Origin of the sequence: Streptomyces apocyni (assembly GCF_009739465.1) — a bacterium.
Lineage (GTDB): Bacteria > Actinomycetota > Actinomycetes > Streptomycetales > Streptomycetaceae > Streptomyces > Streptomyces apocyni.
The window spans coordinates 278,069-302,919 of sequence record NZ_WHOM01000072.1; the positions used below are offsets into that span (position 1 = coordinate 278,069).

A 24,851-nucleotide genomic window follows, 5' to 3' on the forward strand; every position below is an offset into this window, starting at 1 on the left:
CGATCGCTCCGCCGGGGCCGAGGAGAAGTGGCGAGGAGAAGTAGAGCCAGAGCACCGCCGTTCCCCGCTCCGCGGACGTAGGCCGCGGCAATGATCACGGCGCCCGCCCCGGCTGGGCTACCGGTCGTCACCAGGCCGAATCTTCCCTTTCCGGCGAACAGGAACGGGAGCCACAGCCAGGTCAGCAGCACCGCGAGAATGACGACGAGTCCCAGGGTCACGATCATGCGCGCGGAGCCTCCCCGGTGGCCGACTTACGGAGATTCCATGTTCTTCATTCTTCGTATCGCCTGCTTGAGCCTCAGCGAGGAAAGGAAGAGGCCTGGGCCCAACACGAGCCCGGCGAACTCTGCCTCGTTGAGCGAGTACGGCCACGGCGTCAAGGCCACAACGACGCCCAGGAGCAACGCAGATGTCGAAATCACAGCTGCCGTTCGAGGGTTCTTCGGCTTCGAATACGCCAGCAGAGTCCAGCCCACCCAGAGCACCAGCGCCATCATCGGGATGAGGATCATGTGTCAGTTCGTTCGCTTCAATTCGGGCCGATGGCAGGCCAGTTTGAGTGCTCGGAGCATCGCCGCCACCAGTCCAGCCGCCGCGCCGCGACCCGCTCCGCGACCCACTCCGCGACCCACTCCGCGACCCGCTCCGGGAACCAGTCGTCGGGGATTCAGTGGGGGGCATCCCGCTTTGGCGACGGGCCCTCGCTCAGGCTGGCGCCGTCTTCGGGTTGAAGCCGAAGGGGAGTTCCAGGCGGTGGGTGGTCATCAGGGGCTCGTCGCACAGGATGTCCGCCGTCGGGCCGTCCGCCGCGATGGTGCCCTCGCTGAGGATCAGGGAGCGGGGGCAGAGTTCGAGGGCGTAGGGGAGGTCGTGGGTGACCATCAGGACGGTGATGTCCAGGGAGCGCAGGATGTCGGCCAGTTCGCGGCGGGATGCCGGGTCCAGGTTGGAGGAGGGTTCGTCCAGGACGAGGATCTCCGGCTCCATGGCGAGGACCGTCGCCACGGCCACGCGGCGGCGCTGGCCGAAGGAGAGGTGATGTGGGGGGCGGTCGGCGAACGCCTCCATGCCGACCAGGGACAGGGCGTACTCGACGCGGGCCTCCAGGGCGGGGCCACGTAGTCCGGCCGCCGCCGGGCCGAACGCCACGTCCTCGCGGACCGTTGGCATGAAGAGCTGGTCGTCGGGGTCCTGGAAAACGATGCCGACTCGGCGGCGGATCTCGGCGAGGTGGGCTTTGCCTACCGGGAGTCCGGCCACCGTGACCGATCCGGCTCCGGCCGTCAGGATGCCGTTCAGGTGCAGGACCAGGGTGGTCTTGCCCGCGCCGTTGGGGCCGAGCAGGGCCACCCGCTCGCCGCGCCGCACAGTGAAGTCGACGCCGAACAGGGCCTGGTGGCCATCCGGGTACGCGTAGGCGAGGCCGGAGACCTCGAGAGAGAGCTCGAGGGAGGCGGGAGGGGGCGAGTCGGTCATAGCGTGGTCCATCCGAGCAGGCAGATCGGGAGGGCGAGGAGGGGGAGGGTCAGGGCCCGTGACCATTGGCGGCGCGTCGCGGTCACCTCGTCGATGACCGGCATCGTGCCCGCGTAGCCTCGGCTGATCATCGCCAGGTGGACCCGCTCGCCACGCTCGTACGAGCGGATGAACAGGGCTCCGGCCGTCTTGCCGAGTACGCCCCAGTGCCGTACGCCCTTGGCCTGGAAGCCACGCGACTCGCGGGCGATCCGCATCCGGCGCATCTCGTCGGCGATCACGTCGCCGTAGCGGATCATGAAGGACGCGATCTGGACGAGGAGTGGCGGCAGTTTGAGGCGCTGGAGGCCGAGGAGGAGTGCGCGCAGCTCGGTCGTCGAGGCGAGGATCACCGACGCGGCGACGCCGAGTGTGCCCTTGGCCAGGACGTTCCAGGCGCCCCACAGGCCGTTGACGCTGAGGGAGAGGCCGAGTACGTCGACCCGCTCGCCCTGCGCGACGAACGGCATGAGGACGGCGAAGGCCACGAACGGGACCTCGATCAGCATGCGGCGCAGCACGAAGAGGGCGGGGAGGCGGGCCACGGCCGCCACCGACGCGAGCAGCACCGCGTAGAGGCCGAACGCCCAGACCGCCTCGCGCGGGGTCGAGACGACCACCACGACGAAGCAGAGGACGGCGGCCAGTTTGCAGTGCGGGGGCAGGGCGTGGAGGGGCGTGTGTCCGTGCCGGTAGAGGCGGTGGGCGTGTCCGGCACCCATGTCAGACGGACTCCGACACATGGCTGTTGTCGGCCGCGGTGGCCGGTGTGTTCGTACGGCGGCTGCGGACCGCCCAGAAGACGCCGCTGCCGAGTGCGAGGGTCACGCCGACGCCGATCGTTCCCGCGAGGCCCCCGGAGAGCCGCTCGTTGGCGAGGTCCCTGACGCCGTAGTCGGCGAACAGCCAGTCCGCGCCACTGTGCTCCTCGGCCTGCGAGTCGAAGCCCTTGTCCGCGGCGACCTTCTCCAGGCCGTCGGGGCTGGCCGACGCGTAGAAGCTGACGAATCCGGCGAGGAGGAGGGAGGCGGCCAGGCCGACGGTCCAGACCTTGAGGGGGGAGCGCGCGGCGACCGGCTCCGGGGTGCTCTCAGGCGCGGCGTCCACCAGTTCGCCGCCGACCCGCAGCTTGAGCGGCGCGGCCAGGCGGCCCCGAGCCCCGTACACCAGGTCGGGACGGACCGCGATCACGGCGCCGACGGTGAGCGCGGTGATCGCGGCTTCGCCGACGCCGATCAGGATGTGTACGCCGACCATGGCGGTGAGCATCGTGCCGACCGGCACATCCGTCGTCCCCGCGACGGCGAAGAGGAACGTGAAGGCGGCGGCGGACGCGGGCACCGAGACCAGCGCGGCGACGAAGGCCGCCACGGTCACCGAGCGGCGGGCGCGCGGCAGGATCTTGACCAGGCCGCGGAAGAGTACGTACGCGACGACGACGGTGACGATGCCCATGATCGTGATGTTCACGCCGAGCGCGGTGAGGCCGCCGTCCGCGAAGAGCACGCTCTGCATCAGCAGCACCACGGACAACACGAGCACACCCGTATAGGGCCCGACGAGTATCGCGGCCAGCGCACCGCCCAGGAGGTGTCCGCTGGTGCCCGCCGCCACCGGGAAGTTCAGCATCTGCGCGGCGAAGATGAAGGCGGCGACCAGGCCCGCGAGCGGTGCGGTCCGGTCGTCGAGTTCCCGGCGCGCGCCGCGCAGGCTGACCGCGACGGCGCCCGCGGCGACGACGGCGGTGGCCACGGACGCGGGCGCGTTGATGAATCCGTCGGGGACGTGCATGAGCTAGCTCCGGGTTTGGGGGCGGGCGTGGTGCGGTTCATACGGTTCGTACGGTTCACGCGTGGCTGAGCGGGGAGGGTTAACCACCCAGGCACCTTCGCGGAGATGGTCAGCCGTCTGATGATGGTGCCCATTGCAAACCATGTGCAAGAGCGCACCGGGCACAAGTACCTACCGAACCATGGGAAATATGGGACATTTGGTAGATAAGGCCGTGCGATCGTCGACCCTGAGGAGCCCTCCGATGTCTGCTGTCGTCGAGGAACACGCACGGGCCCACATCGTCAGCGACTCCCCTGACGAGCACCGGGCGGTGCCGGTCGACCTGCGCTACGACCCGGAATCCGACCCGCGCACGGTCCGGATCAGCTTCCCCGGCTCCACCGACCGCCATGAGTGGGCCTTCACCCGCGAACTCCTGGAACGGGGGCTCCGGACCCCGGCCCGCAGCGGGGACGTACGGATCTGGCCATGCGGGCGGGTCCAGGCGGTCATGGAGTTGCACTCGCCCCAGGGCGTGGCACTCATCGAGTTCGACCGCCCGCCCCTGGTGCGGTTCCTGCGCCGGACGTACGCGGCGGGGGCGACCGCCACTCACTGACAGCCCGCCACGCACTGAGGGCCCGCGCCGCCCCCTGGCCGGGGACAACACGGGCCCTCATCACCGTCACACCGTCACTTAGGCGTTGACCAGTTCCTTCTTGTCGTCCTTGTCGTCGGGCTCAGGGCCGGACAGCTGCTTCCGCAGCTCCTCGCCCTCCACATCGACGTTCGGCAGCACGCGGTCGAGCCACTTCGGCAGCCACCAGGCCTTGTCGCCGAGCAGCGCGAGCACCGCCGGGACGATGGCCATCCGCACCACGAACGCGTCGAAGAGGACCGCGATCGCCAGCCCGAAGCCGATCATCGTCACCATCTGGTCGCTGGAACCGATGAAGCCGGAGAACACCGCGATCATGATCACGGCGGCGGCCGTGACCACCCGGGCGCCGTGCCGGAAGCCGGTGGAGATCGCCTGCCCCGGCCGCTCCCCATGGACGTACGCCTCGCGCATCCGGGTGACCAGAAAGACCTCGTAGTCCATCGCGAGGCCGAAGACCACACCCACCATGAAGATCGGCATCATGCTCATGATCGGGCCGGGCTGCTCCACACCGAAGAGCGAGCCGAGCCAGCCCCACTGGAAGACCGCGACAACCGCGCCGAGCGCCGCGACGACCGAGAGCAGGAAGCCGAGCGCCGCCTTGAGCGGCACCAGGATGGACCGGAAGACCACCATCAGCAGGAGGAAGGCGAGGCCCACGACCAGTGCCAGGTACGGCATCAGGGCGTCGTTCATCCGCTGCGAGAAGTCGATGTTCATCGCGGTGGCGCCGGTGACCAGCACCTGGGCACCACCGGTGTCCGCCTTGATGTCACCGGCCAGGTCGCGGATGTCGTGGACCAGGTCCTCGGTCTCGGTGGAGCTGGGCTTGGACTCCGGGATGACGGTGATCATCCCGGCGTCGCCCGGCTCGTTGAGCTGCTCCGGCGGAATGACCGCCGCGACGCCGTCCAGTTCGCCGATGGCGTCCACGGCCTTGTCCACCGCGCCCTTGCCGTCGGCGACACCCTTCACGTCGACGGGCACCACCAGCGGGCCGTTGAAGCCCGGGCCGAAACCGTCCGAGAGCAGGTCGTACGCCTTGCGCTGGGTGGTCTTGGTGGACTGCGAGCCGTCGTCGGGCAGGCCCACCTGCAGCGAGGCGACCGGCACCGCGACAATGCCGAGGCCGATGACACCCGCGAGCAGCACCATGACCGGGCGGCGCAGCACCAGGCCCGCCCAGCGGGTCCCGGCGTTGGACTTGGCGGCGTCCTTGGCCGCCTCCTCCGCCGTCTGCGTCTCCGCCTTCTCACGCGCCTTGCGGCCGAACACCCGCTTGCCCGCGAAGCCCAGCAGCGCCGGGATGAGGGTGAGCGCGATCAGTACGGCGATGGAGACGGTGCCCGCGGCGGCGAAGCCCATCTTGCTGAGCATCGGGATGTTGACGACCGCCAGGCCGCACAGCGCGATGACCACGGTGAGTCCGGCGAAGACCACCGCGGAACCCGCCGTGCCCACGGCCCGCCCGGCGGCTTCCTCGCGGTCGTGGCCGTCGGTCAGCTCGGAGCGGTAGCGGGAGACGATGAAGAGCGCGTAGTCGATGCCGACCGCGAGGCCGATCATCGACGCCAGGATGCTGGTCGTCGTCCCCAGATCCAGGACGTTGGCCAGCGCGGTGATCGACGAGACGCCGATGCCGACACCGATGACCGCGGTGAGGATCGGCATGCCCGCGGCCACCATCGAACCGAAGGTGATCAGCAGGACCACCAGGGCGACGGCGATGCCGATGATCTCGGCGGTGCCGGTCTCCGGCTCGACCTGGAGCGCGTCACCGCCGATCTCGACCACGAGCCCGGACTTCTTCGCGTCCTCGCCCACATCCTTCAGGGCCTCGCGCGCGTCCTCCTTCAGCTCCATGGCGTTGGCCTTGTAGCTGACCTGGGTGTACGCGATGGCGCCGTCCTGGCTGACGCCGCTGCCCTCGCTCTTGCCCTCGACGGCGCCCTCGAACGGGTCGGAGACCGAGGCGACCTGGTCCGAGCTGGACTTCAGCGACTTGAGGGTCTCGTTCACCTCGGCCCTGTGGTCGGCGGAGGTGATCTTCTCGCCCTTGGGGGCCTGGAAGACCATACGGGCGGTGGCTCCGTCGGCGCTGGCGCCGGGGAACCGCTCGTCGATCAGGTCGAAGGCCTTCTGCGCCTCCGTACCCGGGATGGAGAAGGAACTGTCGGTGGGGGCTGACGCGGTGGCGGCGCCGAATCCGGCAAAGGCCAGCAGCGCCACCCATATGAGGGCGACAAACCGACGTCGCCTGAAGGCGAGTCGGCCGAGTTTGTAGAGGAACGTAGCCACGGTGGGCGCTCTCCCGGTCAGGTCGTAGCTGGTCAGGGCAGGAAACTGTGCTAGCCCGGGGAAACCCCCGGGCCCCCGGAGCCCGACGACGTGAGCGGTGCGTCAGTTGGAGCTGAGTGGGGCGGGTGGTGCGGTCGTACGAGGGTGGTGCAGGTGGTACGGGTGGTGCGGGTGGTGCCCTCGTACGAGGGTGGTGCAGGTGGTACGGGTGGTGCGGGGGACGTCAGACGCCGAGGGCGGGGAGCACCACGGCGTCGATGTAGTCGACGAGGAAGTCCGGGTCGGCTCCTCGATCCTCGATCAGCTGACGGGCCACGAACGCGCCCACCAGCATGTGCATCACATACTTCAGCGCGGGATGGTCGGCGGCGATCTCGCCCCGGTCCACCGCCCGCCTCAGCAGCGTGTTCAGTCCGGTCATCTCCGGCTCGAACAAGAGCTCCCGCATCGCCTGGTGGAGATCGGGATTGCCATGCGCGGCCTGAGCGAGCGCCCGCATCAGCGCGGAGTTCTTCTCCATCTGGCAGCTGTCGCTGCGCGCGACCATCTCGTGAAAGTCGCCGCGCAGGCTGCCGGTGTCGATCTCCGCCAGGTTGACCGGTTTGTCCTCGCGCAGGGCTCGGACGACCAGCTCCGGCTTGCTCCCCCACTGGCGGTAGAGGGTGGCCTTGCTGGAGTGCGTGCGTGCCGTGACGGCGTCCATGGTGAGCGCCTCGTAGCCCACTTCACGCACCAGGTCGAGCACGGCCGAATAGATCTCGGCCTCACGCTCGGGCGTGATCCGGGTGCGGCGCGACATCATGACCATCGTCAAATCTCCGACCCCCCGGTGCGAACGAAACGGTTTCGTACACCACGACGGTACCGAACCCCGGGAGCGAAACGAAACAGTTTCGTACGTGTCCTAGGTCACCCCGCGATCACCCCGCCGTCACCCCGTACCCCGAGTTGCCGGGGCCCGCCCAGCGGAAAAGCATGAGTGAGTGAGCGACGCTACGAATGCCGGGTATCTACGATTTCCGCACCTGCACGGCGATCTGCTGTGCTTCGCCGCCGAGGACGATCTCTGGGTCGCCCCGCTGACCCCCGCGGGCACCACACCGCAGCGGGCCTGGCGGGTGACCGCCGACCGCACCCGGGTCGGCCACCCGCGCATCTCGCCGGACGGCCAGCAGATCGCGTACACGACCTGGCGCAGCCTCGACCCGGAGATCCACATCGCTCCGGTCGGCGGCGGCCCGGCCCGGCGGCTGACCTACTGGGGCAACAACGACACCAAGGTCTGCGGCTGGACCCCGGACGGCGACATCCTCGCCGTCGCCTCGCACGGCCAGCCCTTCTCGTACTTCACCTGGGCCTACTCCGTACCCACCGACGGCTCCCCCGGCGGCAAGCTGCCCTGGGGCCCGGTGGACGACATCGCGGTGGCCGACATCGACGGCGAGCGCCGCACGCTGCTGCTCACCGGCAAGCCGCCGCACGAGCCCGCCGCCTGGAAGCGGTACCGCGGCGGCGCCATGGGACGGCTCTGGCTGCACGGCGAGCGGCTGCTCGCGGACCTCGCCGGTCATCTCGCCTGCCCGATGTTCGTCGGCGGCCGGGTCGCCTTCCTCTCCGACCACGAGGGCGTCGGCAACCTGTACTCCTGCCTGCCGGACGGCAGCGAGCTACGGCGGCACACCGACCATGACGCGTTCTACGCCCGGCACGCCTCAAGCGACGGCGAGCGGGTCGTGTACCAGTGCGGGGGCGACCTGTGGCTGGTCGACGACCTGTCCGCGTACGGCACGCCCCGCAAGCTGGACGTGCGCCTCGGCGGCCCACGGACCGGGCGGCGCCCCTACCAGGTGCCCGCCGCCCGGCACATCGACGGCCTGTCGGTCGACGAGACCGGCCGGGCCAGCGCGGTCGTCATCCGCGGCAGCCTGTACTGGCTCACCCACCGCGACGGCCCGGCCCGCACCATCGCGGACACCCCGGGCGTACGGGTGCGGCTGCCGGAGATGCTCGGCTCCGGCGGGCAGGTCGCGTACGTCACCGACGCCGAGGGTGAGGACACCATCGAGATCGCCTATCTGCCGCGGGCCAGCGGCGCCCGGGCGCCGCGCCGACTGGCCTCCGGCGAGCTCGGTCGCGTACTGGAGCTGGTGTCCGACCCCGAGGGCGAGCGGATCGCGATCGCGTCGGACGACGGCCGGGTGCTGCTGATCGACGCGGCCGAGGAGTCCAGCGGCGAGGTGACCGAGCTGATCCAGTCCATCAACGGGCCGGTCACCGACCTGGCGTTCTCCCCCGACGGCGGCTGGCTGACCTGGTCGCACCCCGGCATCGGCCGCTCGCTGCGCCAGATCAAGATGGCCCGGATCTCCGGCCCCACGGCGGGCACCGTCGTGGACGTCACCAGCGGCCGCTTCGAGGACGAGAACCCGGTCTTCACCAGCGACGGCCGCTATCTCGCCTTCCTCTCCTGGCGCGGCTTCGACCCGGTGTACGACGTGCACACCGGCGACCTGTCCTTCCCGCTCGGCTGCCGCCCCTATCTCGTACCGCTGTCATCGGCCACGCCCTCGCCCTTCGCCCTGCTGCCGGACGGGCGCCCGGCCGCGGGCGGGCTCGACCCCGACGAAGGCGGTGAGGAGACCGGCGACAGCGGCACCGTCATCGTGGAGACCGAGGGCCTGGAGAACCGTGTGACGCCGTTCCCGGTCGCGGCGTCCAAGTACTCCGCGCTGCACCCCGTCAGCGGCGGCGGCCTGGTCTGGCTGCGCTGGCCGATCTCGGGCGCGCTGGGCGAGACCTTCGCCAATCCGGACGACACCTCGGGCCGCCCCACCCTCGAGTACTTCAACATCGTCAAGGCCACGAAGACCGAACTGGTCGAGGACCTGGACTGGTTCGGGGTCAGCGGCGACGCGACCCGGCTGGTCGTCGTCGACGAGGGCGAGCTGCGCGCCGTGCCGTCCACCGAGTCCGGTGACAGCGACTCCACCGTCTGGATCGACCTGCGCCGCATCCTGCACGAGGTCGACCCGGCCGCCGAGTGGCGCCAGTCGTTCGAGGAGGCGGGCCGCCTGATCCGCGCCTACTTCTGGGAGCCGCAGATGTGCGGCATCGACTGGCCGGGCGTACTCGACCAGTACCGGCCGCTGGTCGAACGGGTGGCGTCCCCCGACGAGTTCGCCGATCTGCTGCGCGAGATGCTGGGCGAGCTGGGCACCTCGCACGCCTACGTCGCGGCCGCGCGCCGCAACGAGGGGCCGCCGCACTACCAGCGGCCGATGGGTCTGCTCGGCGCCAACCTGGTCTGCCGGGACGGGGCATGGACCGTGCGCCGCATCCTGCCCGGCGAATCCTCCGACTCCAAGGCACGCTCACCGCTGGCCGGTGCGGGTATCCGCCCCGGGGCGGTGCTCACCCATGTCGACGGGCGGCCGGTCGACCCGGTGACCGGGCCCTTCCCGCTGCTCGCGGGGTCGGGAGGCGCCACCGTGGAACTGACCTTCACCCCGGCCGAGGGAACAGGCGTGGGGGCAGGCGTGGGGGCAGGCGTGGGAACAGGCGTGGGGGCAGGCTCCTCGCGGCGGGTGGCGGTGGTGCCGCTGATCGACGAGCGGCCGTTGCGCTACCAGGACTGGGTGGCCAAACGCCGCGAGGTGGTACGGGAGTTGAGCGGCGGCAAGTGCGGGTATCTGCACATCCCCGACATGGGGGGCTCCGGCTGGGCGCAGTTCAACCGCGATGTGCGCCTCGAAGTCTCCCGGCCCGCCCTGATCGTGGACGTACGGGGCAACGCGGGCGGGCACATCAGCGAGCTGGTCATCGAAAAGCTCACCCGCACCATCCTGGGCTGGGACCTCACCCGCAACGCCCAGCCCGTGTCGTACGCCTCCAACGCACCGCGCGGCCCCATCGTCGCCCTCGCCGACGAAGCGACCTCGTCCGACGGCGACATGATCACCGCGGCGTTCAAACTGCTGGGGATCGGGCCCGTGGTGGGGCAGCGCACCTGGGGCGGGGTGGTGGGGATGACCGGGCGGCACCGACTCGGGGACGGCACGGTCATCACCGTGCCGATGAACGCGGCGTGGTTCGACGCCTACGGCTGGTCGATCGAAAACCGGGGCGTGGAGCCGGACTTGGAGGTGCTGCGCACCCCGCTCGACTGGGCCGAAGGGCGGCACGCACAGCTCGACGACGCGGTACGGGTGGCGCTGGACCGGCTGGAACAGCACCCCGCGGCGGACCCGCCGGACTACTCCGCGGTCCCGGACCGGCGGCGCCCGAAGCTGCCGCCGCGCGAGCTGCCTCCGGGGGCCTGAGCGCGCGATGGTTACGCAGCGCGATCGATCGAAATGCGTGGAATGTACGGCCATGCCACGCTGAGCGGGCCACATCCCTCACCCACACAGGAGTGAAACTTTCATGGGCATGGCAGACCAGTTCAAGGACAAGGCCGAACAGCTTGCCGAGCAGGCCAAGCAGAAGATGAACGAAGGCAAGCAGGAGGCCACGCAGCGCGGCTCCCAGCAGGAGCAGGCGCGGGGCAAGGCGCAGGAAGCGCAGCAGCGGGCACAACAGCAGGCGCAGCGCGGCTCGCAGCAGGCCCAGGAGCGCGGCACGCAGCAGCCGCAGCCCGGGTCCCCGCAGGCGCGGCAGGCCCAGGAGCGCGCCATGAAGCAGCCGAAGCCCGGCGCGCAGCAGAGCGGCTCGGACATGGCCACGGACGAGGCGCGGCAGCGGGCGCAGCGCTCCGGACAGGAAGCGCGCGAGCGCGGCACGCAGACGGGCCGGCAGGCCAAGCAGCGGGCCCAAGAGGCGGGCCAGGACGCCCAGGACGACTGGAGCTGACCTCCCCCATCGCGGCACAGGGCGCCCCCGGCACTAGCCCGGGGGCGCCCCTCGCCGTCCGCGTGCCGCCGCACCCAAAGGGCGGCTAACGTTCCGCGCGCGCCCCGTCGTCCGCGGCTCCGCCCGCGCCGACCAGCCCCGTACGGACCGACGCCAGCCGGGGCGCGAAGCGCCGCATCTCGCGCTGGCCCACCGTGGCGATGGCCCCGGGCAGATACCCCCGTACGGACTGCATCCCGCGCAGCCACCACTGCGCGTACACATGCGCGGACCGCCGCTCGATCCCGGCCACGATCCGGTCCACCGCGGGCCCCAGCGGATAGGTACGGTTCGACGGCCACGGCAGCCGCTGTCTGAGCTCCCGCATCACCTCGTCCTGGTCGGCGCCGCGCACCATGTCCGTGTCGGTCCAGGAGAGATACCCGACGCCGACCCGTACGCCCTTGTAGCCGACCTCCGCCCGCAGGCTGTGCGCGAAGGCCTCGACCCCCGACTTGGACGCGCAGTACGCGGTCATCATCGGGGCCGGGGTCATCGCCGCGAGCGAGGCGATCTGGAGCAGGTAACCGCGGCTCTCCTCCAGTACGGGCAGAAACGCCCGCGCCGTCACCGCTGAGCCGATCAGGTTGACCTCGATGACGCGCCGCCACGCGTCGGGGTCGGAGCCGGTGAACGGACCGCCGCTGGCGACACCCGCGTTGGCGACGACGATGTCCACCTTGCCGAAGCGCTCCTTGACCTCCCGCGCGACCCGCGCCATCGCCAGATGGTCGGTGACGTCCGCGTACCAGTGGTCGCTCTCGCTGTGCAGCCGCTCGGAGACCTGCTTCAGCACGTCCGGCTCCAGGCCTACCAGCGCCACCTTCGCCCCGCGCGCCGACAGCTTGCGGGCCAGCTGCTCGCCGACGCCGCGCGCGGCGCCGGTGACGACGGCGACCTGCCCTTCCAGGCTGACCCTGCTCATGCGCCCTCCTTGACCTGCTCGACCTGCTCGACCTGCTTGACCTGTACGTACGTTGCCGCCAGTTGACGTATCCGCCCGGTGACGAAGTCCGGGGCCTCGATCGGCGTCATATGTCCGACGCCCGCCAGCTCGACGCTCCCCACACAGTGCGGCAACGCGGCGGCGATCGCACGCGCGTGCACCAAGGGCGTCATACGGTCGTCCGCGCCCGCCACGACAGCCACCGGTACGTCCAACTCCCGTACGCCCTCGTCGAGATCGAGCGCGCCCAGCACCTCCGACCAGCCGTGCCGCACCGCGCGCGGGCACGCGTGCACGATGCGCGCGCAGGCCTCGACCTTGTCCGGCGCCGAGCCCGCACCCATCGTGGCGTAGCGCAACAGCCGCCTGGCGACCGGCGTCACGGGACCGAGCGGTGCCCGCGACCCGAGCAGCGCCCGGGTCAGCCGGGTCCGTAGCCACCCGGCGCGCAGCGGCACCACCCGCGACTCGGCGATCAGCCGCGAGCTCCCCGTACTGCACAGCAGTACGGCCGCCGTGTGCTCGGCGAACCGGGGGCGCGCGGACATGGCCGCCGCCATCAGCGTCATCCCGCCCATCGAGTGCCCCGCGAGCACCGCCCGCTCGCCGGGTTCCAGGGCCGTGGCGAGCACCGCCTCCAGGTCGTCGGCGAGCGCCCGGACGCTGTAGCCGGAGGGCCCGGCGGGCGCCGGGCTGCGGCCATGGCCGCGCTGGTCGTACGTGATGACCCGGTGGTCCGCCGCCAACTCCCGTACCTGGGCGGCCCAGAACGCGGTGGAGCAGGTCCACCCGTGCACGAGCAGCACGGCGGGCGCGTCATCCGGACCGTGCACCTGTACGTACAGCCGCGCGCCGTCGGCGGACACGGCCGTCAGCTCGCGCGCGGGGAGCGGCGGCTCGTACGGCCCGGAGGTCACATGCGTCAGTCGGCTCACGCGCCCGCCTCCACCTTCTTGCTCTTGCCGCGCGGTTTGCGCGTGGCGGGCCCGGCATCGCGCTTCGGGGGCCGCTGGACCTCGTACTCGGCGAGGTCGACACGACGGGTGGCGTTGCGGAACTCGGTCGTCGTGCCGGGCCAGAGCGTCGTGTTGACGCCGTTCTCGTCGAGGTACCAGCTGTTGCAGCCGCCAGAGCTCCACACCGTGCGCTCCATCCGGTCCTGCACACGGCGGTTCCAGGCGGCCACGGCCGACGGGCGGGCGGCGAGCGCGGCCCGGCCGCCCAGCAGGTCCAATTGGCGCATGTAGTCAGCCAGATAGTTCAGCTGGGACTCGATCATCAGAATCATCGAGGAGTTCCCGAGTCCGGTGTTCGGGCCGATGATCGTCATCCAGTTGGGGAAGCCCGGCGCCGTCGCCCCGCGCAGCGACTTCATACCGCCCTTCCAGGTCTCGGCGAGGGTCTGCCCGTCGGCGCCGACGACGCGCTCCGCGATCGGCATGTCGGTGACGCGGAACCCCGTACCGAAGATGATCGCGTCGACCTCGGCCGTGCTGCCGTCCGTGGCGACGACGGTGTTGCCCCGCACCTCGCGCAGCCCGCTGGCGACGACGTCCACGTTGGGCTGGGTGAGCGCCGGATAGTAGGAGTTGGACAGCAGGATGCGCTTGCATCCGATGCGGTAGTCCGGGGTCAACTTCGCCCGCAGGGCCGGGTCCTTGACGGCCCGGCGCATATGGCGCTTGGCAACCGTCTCCACCAGCCCCAGCTCGTTGGGGCGTTTGGTGAACGCCTGGACCTGGAGCTCCCGGATCCCCCAGAGGATGCCGCGCCGGGCGGCGGCGGTGACCGGCAGTCGGCCGTGCAGCCAGCGCTCGGGGCCGGTGATCGCGCGGTCGACGCGGGGCAGCACCCAGGGCGGGGTGCGCTGGAACAGGGTCAGCTGGGCGACCTCGCGCTGGATCTCCGGGACGATCTGGATCGCGGACGCGCCGGTGCCGACCATGGCGACGCGCTTGCCGCGCAGGTCGTAGTCGTGGTCCCAGCGCGCCGAGTGGAACACCTTCCCCGTAAAGCCGTCGATCCCGTCAATGTCGGGGACCTTCGGATCGGACAGCGGCCCGGTGGCCGACACGACGACATCGGCGGTCAGCGTCGCTCCTGCCGCGGTGTCCACCTCCCACCGCAACTCGTCCGCGTCCCAACGCATCCGCGTCACCTCGGAGTTGAACCGGATGTGCGGCCGCAGCCCGAAGGTGTCGGCGACCTGCTCCAGGTAGGCCCAGATGTGCTCCTGCCCGGAGAACGTACGCGGCCAGTCCGGGTTGGGGGCGAAGGAGAACGAGTACAGATGGGAGGGGACGTCACAGGCGCAGCCCGGGTAGCTGTTGTCCCGCCAGGTGCCACCCACCGCACCGGACCGCTCCAGTACGACGAAGTCGGTGATCCCCTCACGCCGCAGCCGGACCGCGGCCCCCAGCCCCCCGAACCCGGACCCGATCACCGCCACCCGCACATGCTCGCGCTGACGCCCGTTCTCACTCATGCCATCGCCTCCCGAAGCGAACCCAGCCCAGCCCAGCCCAACCCAACCAACTGCGCCAGTAACCACTGGCACAATTGGAGAGTAGGGCAGGCCCGTACTCATGGGTAGGGGTCGGACGGGAGAAAGTTACCGGCGGTACAACATAGGGTTCTAACGTGGCTGTACAAGGCGAACAAGGCGAACAAACAGGCGGCGGCGCGCGCGAGTACCGCATGGAGGAACTGGCCGAGCTGGCCGGAATCACCGTGCGCACCCTGCGCTTCTACCGCGAGCGCAAGCTCCTCCCGCCACCCCGCCGCGAGGGCCGCATCGCCTGGTACGACTCCCACCACCTGGCCCGCCTGCGCACCATCACCGCCCTCCTGGAGCGCGGCCACACCCTCAACGCCATCGCCGACCTCACCGAGGCCTTCGAGAGCGGCCGCGACGTCGGCGAGGTGCTCGGCCTCGGCGAGCCCACCGAGGAGACCCCGGTCCGCCTCACCCCGGAGGCACTCGCCGACTACTTCGAGGACGAGGCCACCCCGGAGAACCTCGCGGCCGCACTCGACCTCGGCTACCTGGCCACGGACGGCGACGAGATCGTCCACATCAGCCGCCGCCTGCTGGACGTCTCAGCCACCCTGGTCCGCCAGGGCGTCCCTCTCGCCGCGGTCCTGGACGCGGGCAAACGCGTACGCGACCACGCCGACGCCCTGGCGGAACTCTTCACCACGACGATCCGCACCCACATCCCCGACGCGGACCTGACCGACCTGCGTCCGCTGGCCAAGAGCGTGATCGAGGCGGAGGTCTCACTGGCCCTGGACCGCCACCTGGCCACCCTCAAAACCCCGTAGCCCCGTAACCCCGCAACCCCTACGCGTCGAAGACGACCGTCACCGGCGCGTGGTCGCTCCAGCGCTCCGCGTGGCTGGCCGCCCGTTCCACGTACGCCTTGAGCGCGCGCTCCGCCAGGGCGGGCGAGCTGACGACGTAGTCGATCCGCCAGCCCGCGTCGTTATCGAACGCGCGGCCACGGTAGGACCACCAGGAGTACGGGCCCGCCACGCCCGGGTGCTGAGCCCGCACCACATCCACGTACTCCTCGAAGACCTCGCCGAGCCACGCCCGCTCCTCCGGCAGGAACCCGGCGTTCTTCTTGTTGCCCTTCCAGTTCTTGAGGTCGGCCTCCTGGTGGGCGATGTTCCAGTCGCCGCAGACCAGAACCTCGCGGCCGTCCGCCGCGGCGCGCGCCTTGAGGTCCTTCAGGTACACCAGGAACTCGGCCATGAACCGTTCCTTCTGGTCCTGCCGCTCGGTGCCGACCTCACCCGAGGGGAGGTACAGGCTCGCGACCGTGACGCCGGGCAGGTCGGCCTCCACGTACCGCCCGCTGCCGTCGAACTCCTCGGACCCGAAGCCGATCCGCACGCGGTCCGGCTCCCGGCGCGTATAGAGGGAGACGCCCGCGCGCCCCTTGTCGGCGGCCGGGGCGTGGACGACGTGCCAGCCGTCGGGCTCCCGTACGGCATCCGGCAGCTGCTGCGGCTCCGCGCGCACCTCTTGCAGGCAGACGACGTCGGCGTCCGTCTGGGCCAGCCACTCGACGAAGCCCTTCTTGGCGGCGGCACGCAGGCCATTTACGTTTACGGAAGTCACAGTGAGCACTGGGGCACCATACCGCCGCATAGAAGTACGATAGTCCGCATGGATATACGTCAGCTTCCCTACGACCACCCCGACGCCGTCAAGCTCAACGACCGCGTACAGCTCGAGTACGTCGAGCGCTATGAGCTGGAGGACGAGGAGGGGGACGCCACCCCGCTCGACGCGTCGATGTTCCGGCCGCCACACGGGCTGTACCTCGTCGCGTACGACGCGCTGGGCGTCCCGGTAGCTACCGGCGGCTGGCGCGGCCAGGACAAGAACGACGAGGGGTACGCGGACGGGGACGCCGAGCTCAAGCGGATGTACGTCGTGCCCGAGGCGCGCGGCCAGGGACTGTCCCGCACCCTCCTCGCCCTGCTGGAGGCCGACGCACGGGCCGCGGGGCGGGTCCGGATGGTCCTGGAGACCGGGATAAAGCAGCCGGAGGCGATCGGCCTCTACCTCTCCAGTGGGTACACCGCGTGCGCCAAGTTCGGGCACTACCGCGACTACGACGAGAGCCGCTGCTACGCCAAGCCGCTGAACGGCTGATCCCGGTGAACGGCTGATCCCGGGTTGACGCGCTAGGTCCTGTCGCCCCGCCTAGGCTCGGGTGAGCCGCCACTCGGGGGCGAGGATCGCCCAGTTCTCCTTGTCGTGGCGGATGCCGTCGCAGGGCCAGTACTCGCGCTGCACACCCTCCAGCGTCATGCCGAGCCGCTGGGCCACCGCGGAGCTGCGGTCGTTGTCGGCCCGGCAGCGCCACTCCGCGCGGTGCAGTCCGCGCACGGTGAACGCCCAGTCCAGCAAGGCGTCGCACGCGTCGGTGACCAGGCCGAGGCCCTCCGCGGCAGGCTCCAGCCAGCAACCGATCTCGCATAGCCCGAGCGCCGCGTTGACGTCCACGAACATCACGCCGCCGACCAGCGTGCCGTCGAGCCAGATGCCGTAGAGGCGACCACCGTCCGCGGCCTGGCGCTCGGCGTACCGGCGCAGGGTGGCCCGCGCCCCGTCGAGGTCGTCGGTGATGAAGCCCGCCCCGACCCACGGCCGGATGTGTTCGCGGGCCCGGTCCAGGTGCGCGGCGAACTCCTCGGCGTGCCAGATCTCAAGCGGCCGGAGGGAAGCGTTGTCCCGCAGAGGAAGGGAGAACATGACGACGGCCTCACATTCACACAACAAGCGTTATGGTTATGTACGGTGACAGCATGCCACGCACCAAGGGGGACCACGAGGCCCGCCGCCGCGACGTCTCCGAGGCGGTCTGGCGGGTCCTGGCCGCGCACGGCTTCGGCGGCCTGACCCTGCGCGCCGTCGCCGCCGAGCTGGGCGCGACCACCGGCCTGCTCACCCACTACTTCCCCGCCAAGCGCGACCTGGTCGCCCACGCCCTCGACCTGCTCGAAGCACGCACCGCCGCCCGCCCCCGACTCACCAGCGGAGACGGTCTGCCCGCCATTCGGACAGCACTGCTCCACGTACTGCCGCTGACCGGCGAAGCCACCGACACCAACCGGATCTGGGTGTCCTCCTGGGACACCGCGCTCGCCGACCCCGGGCTGAGCGACGACTACGCCCGCAAGTACGCGCGGGGCCGCGAGAACCTCCGCGACCTGGTCACTGCGGCCCAACGACGCGGCGAACTACCCCCGGGGGACCCGGCGCGCATCGCGGCTGGCGCCCACTCCTTCGTGCTCGGGCTGGTGGTGCAGGCGCTGTTCGACCCCGCGACGTTCCCACCCGAGCGGCAGGTCGAGCTCCTCGACGACTACCTGACCGCGCTGGCACCCTGACCGCCCCGACCACCCTGCCCGCCCCGACCGCACACCCAGCTACGGGATAATGCCCGTATGCGGATCTCAGCCAGGGCGGACTACGCGGTACGTGCCGCGCTTCAGCTTGCCGCGTCGCGGGATGGCGGGCCGCTGAAGGCCGAGGCCATCTCCGACGCCCAGGACATCCCGCACAAGTTCCTGGAAGGCATCCTGAACGACATGCGCCGGGGCGGGCTCGTCCTCAGCCAGCGCGGCGGCAACGGCGGCTACCGGCTGGCCAAGCCCGCCGAGTCCATCAGCATCGCCGATGTGATCCGCGTCGTGGACGGACCGCTCGTCTCGGTACGCGGGGTGCGCCCCCCGGAGCTGTCGTACACCGGCCCCGCCCAGTCGCTGCTGCCCCTGTGGATCGCGCTGCGGGCCAACGTCCGCGAGATCCTCGACGGGGTGTCGCTGGCCGACGTCGCGTCGGCCGAGCTGCCCGCCGAGGTATCCGCGCTGGCCGACGCCCCCAGCGCCTGGGACAACCCCTGACCTACCCCTGACGTGCCCTATCTCGCAGAACGGGATAAGTCTGTCCATCATGCGGACACCCTCTTGGGGTGAGCGCGTCGCTCTGGCACTATCTCTGCCAACCAGGTAGGAAAACTAGGGATGCTGTGAGGTGGCCGTGAGAACGCTGATCCGCGCGGGCCGCTCGCTGCCGCTCCTGACCTCCCGCCGCCACATCGACCTGGAACGTACGTCCAGCGCCATCTGTCGGCGCCACTGAGCCCGTCCGCAGAGCCCGGCTCTCCACACCACAGAGCCAGAGCCCCGCTGCCCTTCCGGCCGACTTCGCCGCCGCACGCTCGCATGCCCTATGCCGCACGCCCTTGAACGGCGCGGCGTACCAATGGGCCGCTCTGCTCGCGACCGCCCGCGATCCCGCCCGTGTTGCTCCGTACGTCTCAGATCGCCGTCCAGCCCTTGAGAGGACACCTCCGTGTCTGCCGCCCGACCGCGCGCCGCCCTGCGTGCCCTCGCCGCGATAGCGGCCCTGCCGTTGCTGCTGACCGCCTGCGGCTACGGATCTCAGCGGGTGCCGGAGAACACGGCGCCCGTCGCGCGGGGCGAGAAGGTCGACGGCCTCGACAAGGTGAGGATCGGCTTCTTCGCCAACGCGACCCATGCCACCCCGCTGGTGGGCCTGGGCAGCGTCGGCCTGGTGCAGAAGGAGCTGGGCGGTACGCAGGTCACGCCGCAGATCTTCAACACGGGCCCCTCCGCGATCGAGGCACTCAACGCCAACTCCGTCGACATGACGTGGATCGGCCCGTCCCCCGCGATCAACGGCTACACCAAGTCTGACGGCAGAAACCTGCGCATCGTCGCCGGAGCCACCTCCGGCGGCGCCTCGCTCGTGGTCAACCCGGACAAGATCAAGTCGCTCGACGACCTCAAGGGCAAGCGGATCGCCACCCCGCAGATCGGCAACACCCAGGACGTGGCGCTGCTCAACTACCTCGCCGGGAACGATCTCAAGGTCAACGCGGAGACCGGCAAGGGCGATGTCTCCGTCGTCCGGCAGGACCCCAAGGAGATCCCGACCACCTTCCAGCAGGGCGGCCTGGACGGAGCATGGGTGCCGGAGCCCACCGCCTCCACGATCGTGGCCAAGGGCGGCAAGGTGCTCCTGGACGAGAAGGACCTGTGGAAGGACGGCGCATTCGTCACCACCCACCTGGTCGTCTCGCAGAAGTTCCTCAAGGAGCACCCGGACGTCGTCGAAGCCGTCGTACGCGGCTCGGTGAAGACGAACAAGTGGATCAACGCCAACCCGGACAAGGCGAAGAAGAACGTCAACGCCAGCCTGGAGACGTACACCGGCAGGTCGCTGCCGGACGACGTACTCGACTCGGCGTTCAAGGCGATCAAGGTCACCGACGACCCGCTCGCCTCGACGCTCCGGGACCAGGCGGAACACAGCGTGCGGGCCGGTCTCCTCAGCGACGCCAAGACCGACAGCATCTACGACCTCTCGCTCCTCAACAAGGTGCTGAAGGCCGAAGGCAAGCCCGCCGCCGACGACGCCGGCCTCGGCGTCAAGTAACCGCACCAACCGCACAACCTCACTCGCCCCACCAGCCCCACCAGCCCCACCCGCCCCATCCGCGCAGAACACCTCAGGAGGTGACCCCATGACGCCCACCGCACTCGTCAAGACTCCCGCCGAGGGGCAGCAGCAGGCACCCGCGGTCGAGTACGCGGCCCGGTTCAGCCACGTATCGAAGTCCTTCGGCCGCCGCGGTGAGCAGCAGCTCGTCCTGGACGACATCTCCCTCGATGTCGAGGCGGGCTCGTTCGTGACCCTCCTGGGGGCGTCCGGCTGCGGAAAGTCCACGCTGCTCAACCTCGTCGCGGGACTGGACAAGCCGTCCGCCGGAACCATCGAGGTGCCCGGTGGCCGTCCTGCCCTGATGTTCCAGGAGCACGCCCTGTTCCCCTGGCTCACCGCGGGCCAGAACATCGAACTGGCGCTGAAGACACGCGGTCTGCCCAAGCCAGAGCGCCGCGGCGAGGCCGAGCGGCTGCTGGAGCTGGTGCGCCTCAAGGGCGCCCACCGAAAGCGCGTACACGAGCTGTCCGGCGGCATGCGGCAGCGGGTCGCGCTGGCGCGGGCCCTCGCCCAGGACAGCCAACTCCTCCTGATGGACGAGCCGTTCGCGGCGCTTGACGCGATCACGCGGGACGTCCTGCACGAGGAGCTGACGCGGATCTGGGCCGAGACGCAGGTCTCCGTTCTCTTCGTCACCCACAACGTCCGCGAGGCCGTCCGCCTCGCGCAGCGCGTCGTACTGCTGTCCTCCCGGCCCGGGCGCATCGCCCACGAATGGCAGGTCGACTACCCGCAGCCGCGTCGCGTGGAAGACGCCGCGGTCGCCAGCCTGTCCATCGAGATCACCGAACACCTGCGGGGGGAGATCCGCCGACATGGCCACCACTGACTCCACATCGGACCGGTCGACATCAGACCAGTCAACCGATCTGACGGAACTCGAGGCAGGGCTCGACGCGCTCGAGACCCACGCCACCTCCCGCACCCCGATCGGCCAGGTGCTCCTGCACCGGGTCCTGCCGCCCGTCACCGCCATCGTTCTGGTGCTGGCCGCCTGGCAGCTCGCGTACGTCCTCGAGATCAAGGAGGACTACCAGCTTCCCGGCCCGCTCCAGGTCTGGGACACCCTGGTCGACCAGTGGTACAAGGGCACGCTGTTCGACGTGATCTGGACGAGCGTCTCGCGCGGGGTCCTCGGCTTCCTGATCGCCGTCGCCATCGGAACGCCGCTGGGCCTGCTCGTCGCGAAGGTGCGGTTCGTACGGACCGCGATCGGTCCGCTGCTGACCGGGCTCCAGTCGCTGCCGTCCGTCGCCTGGGTACCGGCCGCCATCATCTGGTTCGGGCTCACTGACTCCATGATCTTCGCGGTGGTGCTGCTCGGCGCGGTCCCGTCGATCGCCAACGGCCTGGTCTCCGGCATCGACCAGATCCCGCCGCTCTACCTGCGCGCGGGGCGCGTCATCGGCGCCACCGGACTCACCGGCGTACGGCATGTGCTGCTGCCCGCCGCCCTGCCCGGCTATCTCTCCGGACTCAAGCAGGGCTGGGCGTTCTCCTGGCGGTCGCTGATGGCGGCCGAGATCATCGCCCACTCACCCGACCTGGGCGCTGGCCTGGGCCAACTCCTGGAGACCGGACGCGCCTACCAGGACATGCCACTCGTGCTGACCGCGATCCTGTTGATCCTGGTGGTCGGGATCGCGATCGACCTGCTGGTGTTCGCACCGATCGAGCGCTACGTGCTGCGCAGCCGCGGACTCCTGGTCACCCGCTGAAGGCTTGCCCGCGCTTGCGCTCCAGGCCGTCCAGGATGTGGTCCAGGGCGTGGCAAACCTGGGAACGTGTGAGCCAGGAGGCACCGACCGGCACCCGAACGTGGGGTATTCGCCCGTCGGCTGGCCCGAACGGCCGTCGCCGGATGTGGATACCGCCGACCGCCATGGCATAGCGGCGGAGAGCGCGGGCAACCGCTCCGCGCCCGAGCCCCGCAGGCACCACCATGACGGAGACCAGGCCCAGGAGTAGGCCCCGGAGATCGACGGTACGCGTCGCCGCGATGTTCGGCGCTGGGACGCTCGTCTGCGCGACGGTTCTGGGCAGCATCGCCTACGCCACCGACGACGAGGACGTCATCCACGCGTGCGTCAGCGACGGCAACGGCCGTACCCGCATCGTCGAAAGCCCCGACGCGTGCCGACCGAACGAGTCGCCGGTCAGCTGGAACAAGGAGGGCCCCCAGGGACCGGCGGGCCCGCAAGGACCCCAGGGCGAGCCCGGCCCGGCAGGTCCCGAAGGGCCACAGGGCCCTCCCGGCCCCTCCGGCTTCAGTGGACACGAGATCGTCTCGGACAGCACCGAGGTCGCGGCGCCAGGCGAGCAGACGCTTCACGGTCCAGGCCATCTGCGTGGACGGCTAGGCGCGTTCTCCGTCGAGTGGTCGTGACACGGGCCCACCGTGTCACGCTCGCTTTGCGCATCTCGCTCGGGACGATGGACATATGCGCATTTCGTTCCTGATTCACCATGCCGATGGAATCGGCGGGACCATTCGCACCACCATCAATCTCGCCAACGCCCTGGCCGAGCGGCATGACGTCGAGATCGTCGCCGTCTTCCGGTTCCGGACCAAACCCCAGCTGCGTGTCAGCCCGCGGGTACGGCTGCGGTTCCTGGTGGACATGCGGAAGAACAGCGACTCGTACGAGGGCGATCTCCCCCTCGCGAGACGGCCCTCACGGGTCTTCCCGCCCGAGGACGGCCGTTACCCCCAGTACAGCGAGCTGACCGACGAACGGATCGCCGCCGACCTGGCCCGCCTGGACGCCGAGATCGTGATCGGAACCCGCCCCGGCCTCAACGTCCACATCGCCCGCCAGGCCCCGCGCCGCCTGGTCCGTATCGGCCAGGAACACCTGACGCTCGACGTCCATCCCACCCCGCTGAACCTCAAGTTGCGCCGGGTGTACCCACGGCTCGACGCGATCACCACCGTCACTGAGGCGGACGCCGCGACCTATCGTCGCAAGTTCCGGCTGCCAGGCGTACGCGTCGAGGCGATTCCCAACAGCGCCCCTGACCCGGGAGTTCGGCCCAGCACGCTGGACGCCAAGTGTGTGGTCGCGGTCGGTCGGCTGGCCCCCGTGAAGCGGTACGCGGACCTGATCCGGGCCTTCGCGAAAGTCCGGACCGAGCGGCCGGACTGGGAGCTGAAGCTGTACGGCACAGGCCCCCAGAAGAAGATGCTGGCCCAACTCATCGACCAACTGGGGCTCGGGGACGGTGTGACACTGATGGGCTCGGTCACGCCCGTCGAACCCGAGATGGCCAAGGCTTCCGTGCTGGCCGTCTCCTCGAACACGGAGGCCTTCGGCATGACCATCGTCGAGGCGATGCGAGTCGGCCTGCCGGTGGTGAGCACCGACTGCCCACTCGGGCCGGGCGAGATCATCGACCACGGCGTGGACGGACTGCTCGTTCCGCGGCGCGACCCCGACGCCATGACGGACGCGCTGCTGCAATTGATCCAGGACGACGAACGGCGCAAGCGTATGGGCCGGGCCGCCTTGGACAAGGGCCGCCAGTACGATCCGGCGCGGATCGTACCGAGGTACGAGGCGCTGTTCCGGGAGCTTCTGGAGCGCAGGTCGGGCGCCAGAGGACGCCTGCGCCACCTGGACGGCCTGCCCACCGCGTACGTCGTGCACGCCTACTACCACGCCAAGGACTTGACCAAGGTGGCCGTACGCGCGGCCCAGCGGCGCCTTCGGACATCACGGTGACCGGGAAAACCCGAACGTCCCTACGCTTGCGCAATCCGGTCGCGCAGCCAGGAGTCGACGCCGCTGAGCGCCGTCCTGGCCATCGCCGTGGGGTGGCCCGTAAAGCCGTGGGGTGCGCCGGGGTAGACCCGGACCTCGACGTCGTTGTCGGCCGCTGACAACCGACCTGCCAACGCCAGGTTGTCTTCCAGCAACACGTCTGCGCTTCCGACGACCAGCAGCGTCGGGGGGAGCCCGCGAAGAACACCGTAGAGGGGAGAGATATCAGGAACGGTGCGGTCTTCCACCTGGCCGACGTACGCCTGGAGGAAGTATTCGTCCGCGATGCGGCGACCGCCCGGGGTTCGTGCGCTCAAGTCGTACGTGCCGAACTGGAGTGCGGCGCCGGTGAATCGGCCAACGGCTCCTCGGTCTCTCAGCCGGAGCAGGGTCGCCAGAGCGAGTGTGGCTCCCGCGGAGGTCCCGCCGATAGCAAGCCGGGACGTCCCGAAGCGGGCATCGGCTTCTTCGACCAGCCAGAGCGCCGCCGCTTCACAGTCGTCGGGTGCCGCCGGCCAGGGGTGCTCAGGGGCCAGCCGGTAGTCGACGCTGACCACGGCGAGTTGCAGGGCGTCCGCGAGCTCGCGGTTGCGCGTGTCCCCTCCCGCCGCGGAGTCCATGTAGAAGCCGCCGCCGTGTATGTCCAGATAGACGCCCCGCGGCGGACCGGCGACAGGCGTGAAGACCCTGACAGGGACGCGCGCTTCCGCGGTTTCGATCGTCTCGTCGATGGCAGGCGGATGGGCGGCACGAGGAGCAGGCCTCCTCGCGCGTGCCTCCTTGAGCTCCCGCAGTGTGCTGGGGCCCCGGCCTGCCTCCCTCGACTCGTAGAACTCACGCGCCTCATCGACCTGCTCCGCGGGCACGTCAGCGAACAGTGCGTCCAGCGCGAATCGCACACACCCTCCTCATCACTGGGGTCAGAACTGAGGTCAGAAACGACGAGATCCCGCCCGATCA

General features: G+C 70.3%; 26 protein-coding genes. 14 read left to right on the forward strand and 12 right to left on the reverse strand.

The features are described from left to right. Positions 1–254 precede the first annotated feature (254 nt). The 4 genes from GCN81_RS26545 to GCN81_RS26560 all read right to left on the reverse strand — a co-directional run bounded on the left by GCN81_RS26545 (position 255) and on the right by GCN81_RS26560 (position 3,309). Complete coding sequence (locus GCN81_RS26545) at positions 255–515, reverse strand: hypothetical protein (protein ID WP_156727016.1); 261 nt, start codon at positions 513–515, stop codon at positions 255–257. A gap of 193 nt (positions 516–708) precedes the next feature. After that, positions 709–1,479 (reverse strand): energy-coupling factor ABC transporter ATP-binding protein, encoded by a 771-nt coding sequence (locus GCN81_RS26550; RefSeq protein ID WP_156727017.1) that lies wholly within the window; start codon positions 1,477–1,479, stop codon positions 709–711. After that, complete coding sequence (gene cbiQ / locus GCN81_RS26555; protein ID WP_156727018.1) at positions 1,476–2,240, reverse strand: cobalt ECF transporter T component CbiQ; 765 nt, start codon at positions 2,238–2,240, stop codon at positions 1,476–1,478. The genes GCN81_RS26550 and cbiQ overlap by 4 nt, the downstream gene beginning before the upstream one ends. A gap of 1 nt (position 2,241) precedes the next feature. Beyond that, positions 2,242–3,309 (reverse strand): energy-coupling factor ABC transporter permease, encoded by a 1,068-nt coding sequence (locus GCN81_RS26560; RefSeq protein WP_156727019.1) that lies wholly within the window; start codon positions 3,307–3,309, stop codon positions 2,242–2,244. A gap of 244 nt (positions 3,310–3,553) precedes the next feature. Between GCN81_RS26560 and GCN81_RS26565 the strand changes: the two genes are divergently transcribed. After that, entirely contained in the window at positions 3,554–3,910 is a 357-nt protein-coding gene (locus tag GCN81_RS26565) for an SsgA family sporulation/cell division regulator (protein WP_156727020.1), read from the forward strand. A 78-nt stretch (positions 3,911–3,988) separates the two neighbouring features. Here the strand turns inward: GCN81_RS26565 and GCN81_RS26570 are convergent, their stop codons facing one another. Beyond that, positions 3,989–6,250, reverse strand: coding sequence for an MMPL family transporter (locus GCN81_RS26570; RefSeq protein WP_156727021.1), 2,262 nt, complete (start codon positions 6,248–6,250; stop codon positions 3,989–3,991). Between the two features lie 223 nt (positions 6,251–6,473). Then, complete coding sequence (locus GCN81_RS26575) at positions 6,474–7,052, reverse strand: TetR/AcrR family transcriptional regulator (RefSeq protein ID WP_156727188.1); 579 nt, start codon at positions 7,050–7,052, stop codon at positions 6,474–6,476. 181 nt (positions 7,053–7,233) lie between these two features. Between GCN81_RS26575 and GCN81_RS26580 the strand changes: the two genes are divergently transcribed. Together GCN81_RS26580 and GCN81_RS32575 are read left to right on the forward strand one after the other, a co-directional pair. Further along, entirely contained in the window at positions 7,234–10,569 is a 3,336-nt protein-coding gene (locus GCN81_RS26580; RefSeq protein WP_156727022.1) for a S41 family peptidase, read from the forward strand. Positions 10,570–10,672: 103 nt separating this feature from the next. Further along, positions 10,673–11,098 carry a hypothetical protein gene (locus GCN81_RS32575; RefSeq protein WP_156727023.1) on the forward strand — a complete coding sequence of 142 codons (426 nt, stop codon included), beginning with the start codon at positions 10,673–10,675 and terminating at the stop codon, positions 11,096–11,098. An 85-nt stretch (positions 11,099–11,183) separates the two neighbouring features. On the opposite strand, the gene GCN81_RS26590 is transcribed toward GCN81_RS32575, so the two are convergent. From GCN81_RS26590 to GCN81_RS26600, 3 genes are read right to left on the reverse strand one after another with little or no spacing between them, the layout of a single operon-like run. Beyond that, a complete protein-coding gene (locus GCN81_RS26590; RefSeq protein WP_156727024.1) occupies positions 11,184–12,062 on the reverse strand; it encodes an SDR family oxidoreductase in 879 nt (292 codons plus the stop codon). Continuing rightward, complete coding sequence (locus GCN81_RS26595) at positions 12,059–13,018, reverse strand: alpha/beta fold hydrolase (RefSeq protein WP_156727025.1); 960 nt, start codon at positions 13,016–13,018, stop codon at positions 12,059–12,061. The genes GCN81_RS26590 and GCN81_RS26595 overlap by 4 nt, the downstream gene beginning before the upstream one ends. Further along, positions 13,015–14,568, reverse strand: a complete 1,554-nt coding sequence (locus GCN81_RS26600; RefSeq protein ID WP_156727026.1) for a flavin-containing monooxygenase — start codon at positions 14,566–14,568, stop codon at positions 13,015–13,017. The genes GCN81_RS26595 and GCN81_RS26600 overlap by 4 nt, the downstream gene beginning before the upstream one ends. A 212-nt stretch (positions 14,569–14,780) precedes the next feature. On the opposite strand from GCN81_RS26600, the gene GCN81_RS26605 reads away from it, so the two are divergent. Next, positions 14,781–15,407: a MerR family transcriptional regulator gene (locus GCN81_RS26605; RefSeq protein WP_156727190.1), complete on the forward strand. Its 627-nt coding sequence runs from the start codon at positions 14,781–14,783 to the stop codon at positions 15,405–15,407. Positions 15,408–15,426: 19 nt separating this feature from the next. Here GCN81_RS26605 and GCN81_RS26610 read toward each other — a convergent pair whose 3' ends face one another. After that, complete coding sequence (locus GCN81_RS26610) at positions 15,427–16,239, reverse strand: exodeoxyribonuclease III (protein ID WP_156727027.1); 813 nt, start codon at positions 16,237–16,239, stop codon at positions 15,427–15,429. 18 nt (positions 16,240–16,257) lie between these two features. Here GCN81_RS26610 and GCN81_RS26615 point away from each other — a divergent pair, with 18 nt between their 5' ends. Continuing rightward, entirely contained in the window at positions 16,258–16,749 is a 492-nt protein-coding gene (locus GCN81_RS26615; RefSeq protein WP_156727028.1) for a GNAT family N-acetyltransferase, read from the forward strand. 51 nt (positions 16,750–16,800) lie between these two features. Here the strand turns inward: GCN81_RS26615 and GCN81_RS26620 are convergent, their stop codons facing one another. Then, positions 16,801–17,352, reverse strand: coding sequence for a GNAT family N-acetyltransferase (locus GCN81_RS26620; protein WP_156727029.1), 552 nt, complete (start codon positions 17,350–17,352; stop codon positions 16,801–16,803). A 53-nt stretch (positions 17,353–17,405) separates the two neighbouring features. Between GCN81_RS26620 and GCN81_RS26625 the strand changes: the two genes are divergently transcribed. The 9 genes from GCN81_RS26625 to GCN81_RS26660 all read left to right on the forward strand — a co-directional run bounded on the left by GCN81_RS26625 (position 17,406) and on the right by GCN81_RS26660 (position 23,852). Then, positions 17,406–17,990, forward strand: coding sequence for a TetR/AcrR family transcriptional regulator (locus tag GCN81_RS26625; protein WP_156727030.1), 585 nt, complete (start codon positions 17,406–17,408; stop codon positions 17,988–17,990). 57 nt (positions 17,991–18,047) lie between these two features. Then, complete coding sequence (locus tag GCN81_RS26630; protein WP_156727031.1) at positions 18,048–18,506, forward strand: RrF2 family transcriptional regulator; 459 nt, start codon at positions 18,048–18,050, stop codon at positions 18,504–18,506. A gap of 130 nt (positions 18,507–18,636) precedes the next feature. Further along, the gene (locus GCN81_RS32920) at positions 18,637–18,744 is read left to right on the forward strand and encodes a putative leader peptide (protein ID WP_325065135.1); all 108 of its coding nucleotides are present in this window, start codon (positions 18,637–18,639) and stop codon (positions 18,742–18,744) included. A 213-nt stretch (positions 18,745–18,957) separates the two neighbouring features. Continuing rightward, the gene (locus tag GCN81_RS26635) at positions 18,958–20,064 is read left to right on the forward strand and encodes an ABC transporter substrate-binding protein (RefSeq protein WP_156727032.1); all 1,107 of its coding nucleotides are present in this window, start codon (positions 18,958–18,960) and stop codon (positions 20,062–20,064) included. A gap of 88 nt (positions 20,065–20,152) precedes the next feature. Further along, complete coding sequence (locus GCN81_RS26640) at positions 20,153–20,959, forward strand: ABC transporter ATP-binding protein (protein ID WP_156727033.1); 807 nt, start codon at positions 20,153–20,155, stop codon at positions 20,957–20,959. Then, complete coding sequence (locus tag GCN81_RS26645; RefSeq protein ID WP_156727034.1) at positions 20,946–21,848, forward strand: ABC transporter permease; 903 nt, start codon at positions 20,946–20,948, stop codon at positions 21,846–21,848. Before GCN81_RS26640 ends, GCN81_RS26645 begins: the two co-directional genes overlap by 14 nt. A 4-nt stretch (positions 21,849–21,852) precedes the next feature. Beyond that, a complete protein-coding gene (locus tag GCN81_RS26650) occupies positions 21,853–22,098 on the forward strand; it encodes a hypothetical protein (RefSeq protein ID WP_156727035.1) in 246 nt (81 codons plus the stop codon). Between the two features lie 31 nt (positions 22,099–22,129). Next, positions 22,130–22,516, forward strand: coding sequence for a hypothetical protein (locus GCN81_RS32030; protein ID WP_197287789.1), 387 nt, complete (start codon positions 22,130–22,132; stop codon positions 22,514–22,516). 55 nt (positions 22,517–22,571) lie between these two features. Next, a complete protein-coding gene (locus GCN81_RS26660) occupies positions 22,572–23,852 on the forward strand; it encodes a glycosyltransferase family 4 protein (RefSeq protein WP_156727036.1) in 1,281 nt (426 codons plus the stop codon). A 20-nt stretch (positions 23,853–23,872) separates the two neighbouring features. Here GCN81_RS26660 and GCN81_RS26665 read toward each other — a convergent pair whose 3' ends face one another. Next, positions 23,873–24,790: an alpha/beta hydrolase gene (locus GCN81_RS26665; RefSeq protein WP_156727037.1), complete on the reverse strand. Its 918-nt coding sequence runs from the start codon at positions 24,788–24,790 to the stop codon at positions 23,873–23,875. Positions 24,791–24,851: the final 61 nt, after the last annotated feature.